General features: G+C 63.5%; 11 protein-coding genes. 4 read left to right on the top strand and 7 right to left on the bottom strand.

Annotated features, from left to right (window positions below; genetic code table 11):
- Positions 1–7: 7 nt before the first annotated feature.
- The 4 genes from ACTJLC_RS03775 to ACTJLC_RS03790 form a co-directional block, all read right to left on the bottom strand.
- Entirely contained in the window at positions 8–3,019 is a 3,012-nt protein-coding gene (locus ACTJLC_RS03775; protein WP_310135207.1) for a ribonucleoside-diphosphate reductase subunit alpha, read from the bottom strand.
- Positions 3,020–3,571: 552 nt separating this feature from the next.
- Entirely contained in the window at positions 3,572–4,168 is a 597-nt protein-coding gene (gene ampD, locus ACTJLC_RS03780; protein WP_154874347.1) for a 1,6-anhydro-N-acetylmuramyl-L-alanine amidase AmpD, read from the bottom strand.
- Positions 4,165–4,488 (bottom strand): PP0621 family protein, encoded by a 324-nt coding sequence (locus ACTJLC_RS03785; protein ID WP_440843270.1) that lies wholly within the window; start codon positions 4,486–4,488, stop codon positions 4,165–4,167. Before ACTJLC_RS03785 ends, ampD begins: the two co-directional genes overlap by 4 nt.
- Positions 4,489–4,497: 9 nt before the next feature.
- Positions 4,498–5,424, bottom strand: a complete 927-nt coding sequence (locus ACTJLC_RS03790; protein ID WP_440843271.1) for a cytochrome C assembly family protein — start codon at positions 5,422–5,424, stop codon at positions 4,498–4,500.
- Positions 5,425–5,505: 81 nt separating this feature from the next.
- Between ACTJLC_RS03790 and ffh the strand changes: the two genes are divergently transcribed.
- Together ffh and ACTJLC_RS03800 are read left to right on the top strand one after the other, a co-directional pair.
- Positions 5,506–6,873 carry a signal recognition particle protein gene (gene ffh, locus ACTJLC_RS03795; protein WP_073431255.1) on the top strand — a complete coding sequence of 456 codons (1,368 nt, stop codon included), beginning with the start codon at positions 5,506–5,508 and terminating at the stop codon, positions 6,871–6,873.
- Positions 6,874–7,043: 170 nt separating this feature from the next.
- Positions 7,044–7,595: a hypoxanthine-guanine phosphoribosyltransferase gene (locus ACTJLC_RS03800; RefSeq protein ID WP_073431256.1), complete on the top strand. Its 552-nt coding sequence runs from the start codon at positions 7,044–7,046 to the stop codon at positions 7,593–7,595.
- 130 nt (positions 7,596–7,725) lie between these two features.
- On the opposite strand, the gene ACTJLC_RS03805 is transcribed toward ACTJLC_RS03800, so the two are convergent.
- The gene (locus tag ACTJLC_RS03805; RefSeq protein ID WP_154874354.1) at positions 7,726–8,325 is read right to left on the bottom strand and encodes a MarC family protein; all 600 of its coding nucleotides are present in this window, start codon (positions 8,323–8,325) and stop codon (positions 7,726–7,728) included.
- A 12-nt stretch (positions 8,326–8,337) separates the two neighbouring features.
- Positions 8,338–10,074 carry a proline--tRNA ligase gene (locus tag ACTJLC_RS03810; protein WP_310314941.1) on the bottom strand — a complete coding sequence of 579 codons (1,737 nt, stop codon included), beginning with the start codon at positions 10,072–10,074 and terminating at the stop codon, positions 8,338–8,340.
- A gap of 301 nt (positions 10,075–10,375) precedes the next feature.
- Here ACTJLC_RS03810 and ACTJLC_RS03815 point away from each other — a divergent pair, with 301 nt between their 5' ends.
- The gene (locus ACTJLC_RS03815; protein WP_310135217.1) at positions 10,376–11,107 is read left to right on the top strand and encodes an RNA pyrophosphohydrolase; all 732 of its coding nucleotides are present in this window, start codon (positions 10,376–10,378) and stop codon (positions 11,105–11,107) included.
- Positions 11,108–11,184: 77 nt separating this feature from the next.
- Complete coding sequence (locus tag ACTJLC_RS03820) at positions 11,185–11,742, top strand: CNP1-like family protein (RefSeq protein ID WP_073431260.1); 558 nt, start codon at positions 11,185–11,187, stop codon at positions 11,740–11,742.
- Between the two features lie 111 nt (positions 11,743–11,853).
- On the opposite strand, the gene proB is transcribed toward ACTJLC_RS03820, so the two are convergent.
- Entirely contained in the window at positions 11,854–12,972 is a 1,119-nt protein-coding gene (gene proB / locus ACTJLC_RS03825; RefSeq protein ID WP_083086485.1) for a glutamate 5-kinase, read from the bottom strand.
- Between the last annotated feature and the right edge of the window lie 67 nt (positions 12,973–13,039).

Genomic DNA, 13,039 nt, shown 5'->3' on the forward strand with positions numbered 1-13,039 from the left:
CGGGTTGTTACTGGCAAGCCTCGCACTCGTCGAAGCCAGGGTCGCCCGGACGCATCATGCACACCGGACCATCCGCTTCCGGCGCGGCTTCAACCGCGACGGCCGGCACTGCGGGCGCGGCCGCTGCCGCCGCCGCCTGGATGCCGCCGCCAGCAACGCCGCCGCTCACGCCGAAGCCACCCGCCGCGCCGCCGCCGATACCGCCCGTGCCTTCACCGCCACCCGAGGACACCGCGTTCAGCGCGCCGTGCGCCACCGTCGATTTCTCGACGTGCGTCGCCGCCATCGTGCGGAGGTAGTAGGTGGTCTTGAGACCGCGCACCCAGGCGAGCTTGTAGATCTCGTCGAGCTTCTTACCCGACGCGCCACCCATGTAGATGTTCAGCGACTGCGCCTGGTCGATCCACTTCTGACGACGCGAGGCCGCTTCGACCAGCCACACCGGATCGAGCTCGAACGCGGTCGCGTAGATCGCGCGCAGGTCGGCCGGGATACGGTCGATGCGCGAGAGCGTGCCGTCGAAATACTTCAGGTCGGCGACCATCACTTCGTCCCACAGGCCGCGTGCCTTCAGGTCGCGCACCAGGTAGTCGTTGACCACCGTGAATTCGCCTGACAGATTCGACTTCACATACAGGTTCTGGAAAGTCGGCTCAATGCAAGCCGACACGCCGATGATGTTCGAGATCGTCGCCGTCGGGGCGATCGCGACGCAGTTCGAATTGCGCATGCCGTAGGTGGCGATGCGCTGGCGCAGTTCGGTCCAGTCCATCGACTCGCTCGAATCGACTTCGACGTAGCCGCCGCGCGCTTCGGCCAGCAGCTTGAGCGAGTCTTGCGGGAGGATGCCTCGATCCCACAGCGAGCCGCGGTAGCTGGAGTAACGGCCGCGCTCCTGCGCCAGTTCGGTCGACGCGTAGTAAGCGTAGTAGCAGACCGCTTCCATCGACGTGTCGGCGAACTTGACCGCCTCGTCCGACGCGTACGGCGTGCGCAGCAGGTGCAGGCAGTCCTGGAAGCCCATGATGCCGAGGCCGACCGGACGGTGCTTCAGGTTCGAGTTACGCGCCTTGGCGACCGCGTAGTAATTGATGTCGATCACGTTGTCGAGCATGCGCATCGCCACGCTGACGGTGCGCTTGAGCTTGTCGTGGTCGAGCGCGAGCGTGCCGTCGGCCTGCTCCTTCAGGTGAGCGACGAGGTTCACCGAGCCCAGGTTGCAGACGGCGATTTCGGCGTCGCTGGTGTTGAGCGTGATTTCCGTGCACAGGTTCGACGAGTGGACGACGCCGACGTGCTGTTGCGGCGAGCGCACATTGCACGGATCCTTGAACGTGATCCACGGGTGGCCGGTTTCGAACAGCATGCCCAGCATCTTGCGCCACAGTTGCGCCGCCGGCAGCTTCTTGAACAGCTTGATTTCGCCGCGTGCGACCTTGTCTTCGTAAGCCGTGTAAGCCGTTTCGAATTCGGCGCCGAACTTGTCGTGCAGGTCCGGGCAGGTGGACGGCGAGAACAGCGTCCAGTCGCCGCCTTCCATCACGCGCTTCATGAACAGGTCGGGAATCCAGTTCGCCGTGTTCATGTCGTGGGTGCGGCGGCGGTCGTCGCCGGTGTTCTTGCGCAGTTCGAGGAATTCCTCGATGTCCAGGTGCCACGTTTCCAGGTACGCGCACACCGCCCCCTTGCGCTTGCCGCCCTGGTTCACGGCCACCGCCGTGTCGTTGACCACCTTCAGGAAGGGAACCACGCCTTGCGACTTGCCGTTGGTGCCCTTGATGTGCGAGCCGAGCGCACGCACGCGCGTCCAGTCGTTGCCGAGGCCGCCGGCGAACTTCGAGAGCAGCGCGTTTTCCTTCAGCGCTTCGTAGATGCCGTCGAGGTCGTCGTCCACCGTGGTGAGATAGCACGACGACAGTTGCGAGCGGCGGGTGCCCGAGTTGAACAAGGTCGGCGTGGACGACATGAAGTCGAAGCTCGACAGCACGTTGTAAAACTCGATCGCGCGCGCTTCGCGGTCGATCTCGTTCAGCGACAGACCCATCGCGACACGCATAAAGAATGCCTGGGGCATTTCGATCCGCACGCCGTCGTGATGCAGGAAGTAGCGGTCGTACAGCGTCTGCAGACCGAGGTAGCCGAATTGCAGGTCGCGGTTGTTGTCGAGCGCGGCGCCGAGGCGCTTCAGATCGAACTGCAGCAGCTTGTCGTCGAGCAACTCGGCTTGCACGCCGCGCTTGATGAACTGCGGGAAGTACTCGGCGTAGCGCTCGCCCATTTCGGCTTGCGTGACTTCTTCCTCGAGGATCTCGCGGCGGATGGTGTGCAGCAGGATGCGAGCGGTGACCTGGCTGTAAGCCGGATCTTTTTCGATCATCGTGCGCGCGGCCAGGATCGCCGAGTCGTAGACCTGGCTCATCGGCACGCCGTCGTACAGATTCTTGACCGTCTCCGCGACGATCGGCTCGGCGCTCACGGCGTCGCCCAGATTCGCGCAAGCCGATTCGATGATGCCGCGCAGCGCAGCCATGTCGAGCGGATGCGTCACGCCGTTATCGGTGACGTTCAGACCCGGCGCGCCGCCGGCCACCTGTTCGTCATGACCGCGCGCCTGGGTGCGCTTCTCGCGATACAGCACGTAAGCACGCGCGACGTTGTGTTCGCCGCCGCGCATCAGCGCGAGTTCGACCTGATCCTGGATGTCCTCGATATGGAAGGTGCCGCCGTTCGGGCGGCTGCGCAGCAAGGCGCGCACGACGTTCTGCGTGAGCTGCTCGACCAGTTCGCGCACACGCGCCGACGCGGCGCCTTGACCACCGTTGACAGCCAGAAATGCCTTCGTCACGGCGATGGCGATTTTCGACGGCTCGAACGACACCACGCTGCCATTGCGGCGGATCACCTTGTAGTCGGCGTAGGTCGCTTGCGGCGCGAGCCCCTGGGCGCCTTGTGCCTGGCCGAACGCCTGGCCAGTCGGTGAACCCTCGTACCGGGTCGTCACGTTGTCGGTGGTTTGCATGTGCAAAGCTCCTGGTCCTGGAAATGTTGCGGCGAATGCCGCGGATTAAAACGAACGCTGCGCCGCCGCGTGCGCAAGCGATGGGGTGCAGGAAAAAGGCCGGCTGGGCCGGGTGGCGGGATGCGACAGCGATGAAGCCTGGTTCGAATTCGTAACGGTCTTCATCATGTGTGTCGCGATCACTTGCCACGCCCCTTTCCTGAGTGCTTCTGGATGCCGCCGGTGGTCTCTTCCGGCCGCGCCGCAGGAATTTTTATCGCTGCCTGGAATGCTTGCGGCGCCATGCTCGAAGAGCGGGGCGCCGCTGACTTATCCACCAGTTGTGCACCCGTTGTGCACTCGGTTATTCACATGGTTATGCACAAGAAAGCACAAGATATAGTGCAAAACCGAATTTCTGGCACCAAGTATAGTGGAGTTTCGGGACAGGTCAAATCGATTTATTTGCTCTCGAAGGGTTGACTTTCGCCTCGCCCGGCGCAAAGCCGTCTCCCCGGAGAGCAAGGCGGCGCCTTGCTCTCGTCGCATCACGCGGTGTCGCGCGAAGGGCCGTTACGGCGTTTTGGAAAACTTGAGATAGGGGAAATACTGAGCGGGAAGCGAGGTGTCGCGTTGCAGACGCCGCCAGTCGAAATGAGGACCTGGATCCGTCTTGCGGCCGGGGGCGATATCCGAGTGACCGGCAAGCGCCTCGACCGGATAGCGCGCCTTGAGCGCCTTCACGAGGGCGCCGAGCGTGCGGTATTGCGCCGCTTCGAAAGCAGTGGTGTCGCTGCCCTCGAGCTCGATGCCGATCGAGAAATCATTGCAACGCTCGCGGCCGAAAAAATTCGACGGCCCCGCGTGCCATGCACGCTCATTGCAAGAAACGTATTGCTCCAGCACCCCGTCGCGATGAATCACGAAATGCGCCGACACCCGCACGCCGCGCAGGTGCGTGTCGTAGTACGGATGGGCATCGCAGTCGAGCGTGTTCTGGAACAGTTCGGCGATCGCCGTGCCGCCGAACTCATTAGGCGGCAGGCTGATGTTGTGGACGACGATCAGCGTCGGCAACGCGCCTTCGGGCCGCGCTTCGAAATTCGGCGAGGGGAGTTTGCGTGCGGCGGCGACCCAACCGTCGGCGTCGACGGTGAACCCGACGCTCATCGAGCGTCGCGGCCCGTGGGTCGCGCGCGGTGGCGCCGCGCATGGGCGGCGCTGCAGAACGGCTGCCCCGCCACCACCACGGAATCGCTCTTCGGCGCATGCACGCCGCACTCGACACAGCGGATCATCGGCTCGGCGAGTTGGGGCTGAGCTTGCGCTTGCGCGGAGCCGGCCGAGCGCGCGCCGCCATGCGGACCCTTGGCGCCCGCGGCGCCGTTCGCGCCCGCGCGTTGCGATGTCTGCGCGTCATGACGGCGCAGCGCCTTCACCAGCCACTGGCCGACGATGAACAACATGATCAGCAGAAATATTTGTCGCATGGCACACGCTCACACTACGGCTCGGTGCAACAGCACCTCGAAAACAAAACGGCTGCCGACGTACGCCAGCAGCAGCGCGACGAACGAAGCCAGCACCCAGCGCAATGCCGCACGGCCGCGCCAGCCGGATACCTTGCGCGCGGTCAGCAGCGCGCCGAACATCACCCAGGAAAGAATCGCGAACACGGTTTTATGATCGAGGCTCAACGCGCGGTCGATCAGTTGCTCGCTGAACACGATGCCCGAAATCAGCGTGAGTGTGAGCAGCACGAAGCCGGCGCCGATCAGGCGGAACAGCAGCTTTTCCAGCGTGAGCAGCGGCGGCAAGGTATCGAGCCAGCTCGACAGCCAGCCGTTGCCGGCCGCGGCCCCATGCCGTTGCGATACGCCGCCGCGCATGGCGTGCAAACGCCGCTCCACCAGCAGCATCAGAATCGCGTGCAGCGCCGCGATCACGAACAATCCGTACGCGATGTTCGCGATCAGAAAGTGCAGCTTGAACATGGGCGCCGCGGAATACGGCAGCACGCGCACGCCGTTGAACGCCAGCGGCAACAACGACGCCACGCAGGCGAGCGGCAACACCAGCAGGCGCAAGCCGTCGAGCGGAAAAAAGAAACTCTCGATCCAGTAGATGCCGGCGCCGAGCCAGAACATCGCCGAGAGCGCGAACGCGAAACCGAACACCATCGCGTTCTGGGGAAAGATGGTGGTATGCAGCAATACGCCGTGCGCGAGCAGCGCGACGAAAAGCAGCGCACGGCCCGGCGTGCTCATGCCCGAAGCGGCCGACACGCCCGCGGCAGCCGGCGCGCGTGGCACGGGCGGCACGCTCTCGAGCAGGGGGCGCACGGCGGCGTGCCGGTGCGAGCGCCAGCCGGCCACGGCAAGGCCGCCGTAGAGAAGCGCAGTGAGGGCATACAGTACAATATCCATATTCGAAGTTTACACTAGGCCCCTACTCCGCGACGTCTTCCACTTCGCGCGCTGCGCGGGCCGCACTGCTCATCGCTCCCCATGCTCGACAATCTGACACAACGGATGGCGCGCGTCGTCAAGACGCTGCGCGGCGAAGCCCGGCTCACTGAGGCGAACACCCAGGAAATGCTGCGCGAAGTGCGCCTCGCGCTTCTCGAGGCGGACGTCGCGCTACCCGTCGTGCGCGAATTCATCGCCAAGGTGAAGGAGAAGGCGCTCGGCGAGGAAGTCATCAGCAGTCTGTCGCCGGGCCAGGCGCTCGTCGGCGTCGTGCAGCGCGAACTCACCGCGATCATCGGCGGCGACTATGAAGGCAAGGCGGTCGAACTGAATCTCGCCGTCACGCCGCCGGCCGTCATTTTGATGGCGGGTTTGCAAGGCGCCGGCAAGACGACCACGGTCGGCAAGCTCGCCAAACTGCTGCGCGAAAAGTACAAAAAGAAGGTGCTGACGGTTTCGTGCGACGTCTACCGTCCCGCTGCTATCGCGCAGTTGAAGACGGTGACCGAGCAGGTCGGTGCGGACTTCTTCCCGTCCGAACCGGATCAGAAACCGGTCGATATCGCGCGCGCCGCAGTGGACTGGGCCAAGCGCCACTATCACGACGTGCTGCTGGTCGACACGGCCGGCCGTCTCGGTATCGACGAAGCGATGATGCAGGAAATCACCGCGCTGCACAGCACGCTGAAACCCGCGGAAACACTGTTCGTGGTCGACGCGATGCTGGGTCAGGATGCGGTGAACACCGCCAAGGCCTTCAGCGATGCGCTGCCGCTCACCGGCGTCGTGCTCACCAAGCTCGACGGCGACTCGCGCGGCGGCGCGGCGCTCTCGGTGCGTCACGTCACGGGCAAGCCGATCAAGTTCGTCGGCGTCGCGGAGAAGCTCGACGGCCTCGAAATCTTCTACCCGGACCGCATGGCAAACCGCATTCTCGGCATGGGCGACATTCTCGCCCTCGTCGAGGAAGCGCAACGCGGCGTGGACGTGCAGGCCGCGCAAAAGCTCGCGGACAAGGTCAAGAAAGGCGGCGACTTCGACCTCAACGACTTCCGCGCGCAGCTCACGCAAATGAAGGGCATGGGCGGCCTGTCGTCGCTGATGGACAAACTGCCCGCGCAGTTCCAGCAAGCCGCCGCCGGCGCCGACATGAGCCAGGCCGAAAAGCAGATGCGCCGCATGGAAGGCATCATCAATTCCATGACGCCGTTGGAGCGCGCCAAACCCGATCTGATCAAGGCCACCCGCAAGCGCCGCATTGCCGCCGGCGCGGGCGTGCAGGTGCAGGAAGTCAACCGCATGCTGAATCAGTACGACCAGATGCGCACGATGATGAAAAAGCTGAAGGGCGGCAACATGCAGAAGATGATGCGCGGCATGAAGGGCATGTTGCCCGGCATGCGCTAAGCTTTAGCAAGACGGCGGGCGCGCGTGGCTCGGCGCATGAACAAGGGCATGCGCGGCCGACTCCGGTCCTTGCGGGTTTATTCCGTGCCGCACGCCGCCGTCGCCCAAGGGGACATCCTTCGGGGCGTTCTCACCCACACTATGTATACAGTTACCGCCTGTCAGACGTCATGAACCGCGAAGAAGCTCTCCATATTTTCAGCCACTCCGAAGAAATCGTTTCGGCCGACGACGTCAACGCGTCGATCAGCGGCATGGCGGCCGCCATCCGCGACGAGATGAGCGAGGACTTTCCGCTCGTGCTGTCGGTGATGGGCGGCGCGGCGGTGTTCACCGGCATGCTGCTGCCGCACCTCGATTTCCCGCTCGAGTTCGACTACATCCACCTCACCCGCTACCGCAATACCACCAAGGGCGGCAGCGAGATGCAGTGGCGCGTGGCGCCGGCCGAGTCGGTGAAGGATCGCGTGGTGCTGGTGCTCGACGACATCCTCGACGAAGGCGAGACGATGGCCGCGATCCGCGACCGCATCCTCGAGATGGGCGCGAAGCGCTTCCTGAGCGCGGTGCTGTGCGAGAAGATCATTCCGAAGGCGAAGCCGCTGCGACCGGATTACTGCGGTTTCGAAGTGCCGGACCGCTATGTGTTCGGCTGCGGGATGGACGCGAGAGGTTACTGGCGCAACCTGCCGACGATTCGAGCGCTGACCGACGGGGCTTGAGCCGTTGAACCGCCTTTGAGCGCGGGTGCGAAGCGATGTGAAAAAGCGGCCGACTGGCCGCTTTTTCTTTGCCGTGATTGGCCGAAGCGCCGTTCCGCTGCGTGCGGCCAGTCTCCGCGCCGGGCCCGACTCATAAGTGATTCACGAAAGACCGGATGCCGCCGAGCATCATCTCGACCGAGATCGCCACCAGCACCAGGCCCATCAGGCGTTCGAAAGCCATCATCGCGCGCTCCCCAAGCCATGCCTCGATACGCTCGGAGAGCATCAGCACGATCGCGCAGACGATCATCGTGACAGTCAGCGCACCGATCCACTCGAACATCTTGCCGGGCGCCTGCGACGTCAGCAGCATCACGGTCGCCAGCGCCGAGGGGCCCGCCAGCGCCGGAATGGCAAGCGGCACGATCAGCGGCTCGCCGCCGCGCACGTCGCCGCCGAATGGGCCGTCCGGATGCGGAAACACCATTCTCAGCGCGATCAGGAACAATACGATGCCGCCGCCGATGCGCAGCGACTGGTCGGTCAGACTCATCATGCGCAGGAAGCGATCGCCGAGCACCATGAACACCAGCAGGATCGCGAAGGCGATCGCCACTTCACGGAGAACGACGATCGCGCGCCGCCTGGGCGCCACACCGCGCAGGCAACTGATGAAGATCGGAATGTTGCCGAGCGGATCGGTAATCAGAATGAGCAGGACGGTGGCGGACAGGAAGGTGTACTCCACTGTCCGCTCCGCTTAGCGCGCCAGGGCCGCGCGGACCTTCGCGATCACCGTTTGCGCGGCATCTTCGAGCGGCAACAGCGTCGCTTCGGCGTCGCGGCGGCCCTGGTATTCGAGCTTGCCGTCCTTCAGGCCACGGTCGCCGATCACCAGACGATGCGGCACGCCGATCAATTCCCAGTCGGCGAACATCACGCCGGGCCGCTCGCCGCGATCGTCGAGGATCACGTCGACGCCCGCTTCCACCAGCGTTGCGTACAGCTTGTCGGCTTGCTCGCGCACGGCTTCGCTGCGGTCGTAGCCCATCGGGCACAGCACGACTTCGAACGGCGCGATCGATTCCGGCCAGATGATGCCCTTGTCGTCGAAATTCTGCTCGATCGCGGCGCCCAGGATACGCGTGATGCCGATACCGTAGCAGCCCATTTCCATCGGCTGCGGCTTGCCGGTTTCGTCGAGGCAGTTTGCGTTCATCGCTTCCGAATACTTCGTGCCGAGCTGGAACACGTGGCCGACTTCGATGCCGCGGCAAATGTCGAGCACGCCCTTGCCGTCCGGCGACGGGTCGCCCTTCTTGACGTTGCGAATGTCGGCGACGACCGGTTCCGGCAGATCGCGGCCCCAGTTCACGCCGGTGATGTGGTAGTCCACCTCGTTCGCGCCGACCACGAAGTCGCTCATGTTCGCCACGGTGCGATCCGCGACGACCTTGACCGGCTTCTTCGGATTGATCGGACCGAGGTAACCCGGCGGCGTGCCGAAGGTCGCGATGATCTCGGCTTCGGTCGCCATGCGGAACTCGGACAGACCCGGCAGGTTGCCCACCTTGATCTCGTTCAGATCGTGATCGCCGCGCAGCATCAGCAACCAGATGGTCGGCTCGGCGCCTTCGTTTTCGGTAGCGAGGACGATCGACTTGATCGTGCGTTCGAGCGGAATGTCCAGCAGTTCGGCGACGGCTTCGCACTTGGCTTTGCCCGGCGTCGCGGTCTTTTTCATCGCCTCGGCGGGCGCCGCGCGTTCGGCGTAGAGCGGCAATGCTTCGGCCGCTTCGACGTTCGCGGCGAACTCGGAGGTCGGGCAATAGGCGATCGCGTCTTCGCCGGTTTCCGCGATCACGTGGAATTCATGCGAGCCGCTGCCGCCGATCGAACCGTTGTCCGCCGCCACCGCGCGGAAATCCAGACCGAGGCGCGTGAAGATGCGCACGTACGCGTCGTACATCTTGCGATACGTCTCACGCAGACCTGCCGCGTCCTTGTCGAAGGAGTACGCGTCTTTCATGATGAATTCGCGGCCGCGCATCACGCCGAAACGCGGACGGATTTCGTCGCGGAACTTCGTTTGGATCTGATAAAAATTCACCGGCAACTGGCGATAGCTCTTGATCTGATTGCGCGCGATGTCGGTGATCACTTCCTCGTGCGTCGGTCCGAGCACGAAATCGGATTGCTTGCGGTCCTTGAAGCGCAGCAGCTCGGGGCCGTACTTTTCCCAGCGGCCCGATTCCTGCCAGAGTTCGGCCGGCTGCACCGAAGGCATCAGCAATTCGATCGCGTCCGCCCGGTTCATTTCTTCGCGCACGATGGCTTCCACCTTGCGGATCGAACGCAGGCCGACCGGCAGGTAGTTATAGATGCCGCCGGCGACGCGGCGGATCATGCCGGCGCGCACCATGAGCTTATGGCTGACGATTTCGGCGTCGGCAGGCGCTTCTTTCAGGGTGCCGATAAAGAAACGGGAAGCTTTCATTCAGATTATCCAAAAGCGGCGGCTCCGGAGGGACCGCCCGAAAGGTGAAAACGGTGGGAAATCGACACTGATCCGGCGCCTGGCCGGTACGGATTCGCCCGATATCGGCACGCGCTGGCCGATCCCGGCGCAGAAGCCGCCGCGCAAAGCCTTTACACGTGGGATAAGGCGCGGAAAGACTGACAGGCTACCGCAAACAGGCCCTTTTGCGGCGAATCGTTCCATTCTGGTGCGAATCGGTGCGGCGGGACCGTTATCTGTTTATAATCAAAGCAATTTTAAAGGATTCGAAGGTGGTTGTATGCTGGATCGTGAAGGCTTTCGCCCGAACGTCGGCATCATCCTCTTGAACGCGCACAACGAGGTGTTTTGGGGCAAACGGCTCCGTGAACATTCCTGGCAGTTTCCGCAAGGGGGCATCAAGTACGGAGAGACCCCCGTGCAAGCGATGTATCGGGAGTTACACGAAGAAACCGGGCTGCTTCCTGAGCACGTCAAGGTGATCGGTCGCACACGCGACTGGTTGCGTTACGAGGTGCCTGACAAGTTCATCAAGCGCGAAGTACGCGGTCATTACCGCGGCCAGAAGCAAATCTGGTTTTTGCTCAGAATGGTTGGACGCGATTGCGATATCTGCTTGCGCGCCACCGACCATCCTGAGTTCGATGCGTGGCGCTGGAACGAGTACTGGGTGCCGCTCGACTGTGTGATCGAGTTCAAGCGGGATGTGTATCAGTTGGCGCTGACGGAGCTATCCCGTTTCATGCGCCGGGCTGCGCCGCGTGCGGAAAAACCTGGCGGGCACCACGGACCGCGTTATCCCCGGATAGCGTCGTCAATGGAAAGTCCGCCGGATTCCACGGTGATGACGGTGACCACTGTCAGCATCGAAACATCGATTCGCACGGCGGCCGAGTCCGATTGCGGTTCGGGCGCCAGATCGGCGGACGAGGTTGGCGCTGCTCCCGAACGCGAAGACGAATCGGCTCGTGAAACCGCCGGCTCGCTGTTCCGCCCGGGCGTGCGCAATTAACAACGCAGTGCGGCTGTCCATGCCGTCTCTCTCTGGCGCGGCTCCTCGAGTCGCGCCAGTGTTTCGAGGAAACCATATTGAAAGCACTTGCTCTCGTCGTGGCGTGCGTCGCCACCGGCGCCCTGCTGGCTGGCTGTTCGAGCGCCGGCAAACCCACCAACAAGGACGACAGCGCATTTACCTATCTGCTGGACCGACAAGGCACCTGGGTTGAGAACAAGGTGGACACCTTGCCGCCGCTACCGCAAGAATCGAATCTGCTGCCCTTCGAAGTCTCCGGCAATACGCCGCTGCACTTTTCGATCGACCGGAATTCGCTCAGCGTCGGCTCCGACGGTGTGGTGCGCTATACCGTGGTCGTGACGAGCCCAGCCGGCGCGCGCAACGTGAACTACGAAGGGATTCGCTGCGATACGTATGAATGGCGCCTGTATGCGGGCCTGAACGCGGATCACGACGGTTGGGACCGGACGGTGGCGAACGATTTCACCCGTATCGAGAATGGCGCGCTGAACGCGTATCACGCCGCGTTGTACCAGGATTATCTGTGCGCGAACAAGATACCCACGGGTAACGCGAAGCAGATTGTCGAGAATATTCGCTACAAGCGCACCGCGGCTTCCATGGTCCGCTAAAGCGCTGTTCGCGAACGTACTTCGGGTCTGTAGGCGTCGGCGGATGTGAAAAAGCCGTTCCAGCTTTCGCTGGAACGGCTTTTTTTCTGTCTCGTTGCGCCTGGCAGTGAATCAGACCAACACCAGGTTGTCGCGATGAATCAGCTCCGGCTCCAGCATATAGCCGAGCACCGATTCGATTTCACCGCTCGGACGCCGTTGAATCAACTTGGTTTCCGCGCTGCTGTAATTCGTCAGTCCACGCGCCACTTCGCGCCCTGCGGCGCTCAGACAAGCGATTACTTCACCGCGCGCAAACGCGCCTTGCACGCCGACGATGCCGATCGGCAGCAAGCTCTTGCCGCCTTCGGTGAGCTTCTCGACTGCGCCGTCGTCGATCACCACATGGCCGCGCACCTGCAGATGATCGGCCATCCACTGTTTGCGCGCCGCCATGCGCGCCGTGCGCGCGATCAACTGCGTGCCGATCGCCTCGCCCGAGGCCAGTCGCGACAACACGTCCGCCTCGCGCCCACTAGCGATCACCGTGTTGGCGCCGCTGTGAGCCGCGCGCTTGGCGGCAAGAATCTTGGTCAGCATGCCGCCGCGCCCCAGGCTCGAACCCGCACCGCCCGCCATCGCTTCGAGGTCCGGGGCACCGGCGTCGGCCTGCTGGACAAGCGTGGCATTCGGGTCCTTGCGAGGGTCGGCGGTGAAAAGCCCTTGTTGATCGGTGAGGATGACAAGCGCATCGCCTTCGATCAGGTTGGCGACCAGCGCGCCGAGGGTGTCGTTGTCGCCGAACTTGATTTCGTCGGTGACGACCGTGTCGTTCTCGTTGATGATCGGCACCACGCCCAGGCGCAGCAGCGTCAGCAGCGTGGAGCGCGCGTTCAGATAGCGTTCGCGGTCGGCCAGATCGGCGTGGGTCAACAGAATTTGCGCGGTCTGGATCGAATGCTCGGCAAAACGGCTTTCATACACCTGCGCAAGGCCCATTTGCCCGACGGCCGCAGCCGCCTGCAATTCGTCGATTTCGCGTGGCCTCTTAGTCCAGCCGAGCCGTTGCATGCCTTCGGCAATGGCGCCCGAACTCACGAGCACCACTTCCTTGCCTTGCGCTCGCAGCGCCGCAATCTGCGCGGCCCAGCGGCCGATCGCAGCATGATCGAGGCCGCGGCCGTCGTTGGTGACGAGGCTCGAACCGACTTTCACTACCAATCGCCGTGAGTCTGCGATGACGGAACGCATTGTGCGCGGTCTCCAAGATGACGCTTGATGCATGCCGGCAGCCCGCGAGGGCGCCGACGCTCGCGCT

Origin of the sequence: Paraburkholderia sp. 22099 (assembly GCF_052045835.1) — a bacterium.
Lineage (GTDB): Bacteria > Pseudomonadota > Gammaproteobacteria > Burkholderiales > Burkholderiaceae > Paraburkholderia > Paraburkholderia terricola.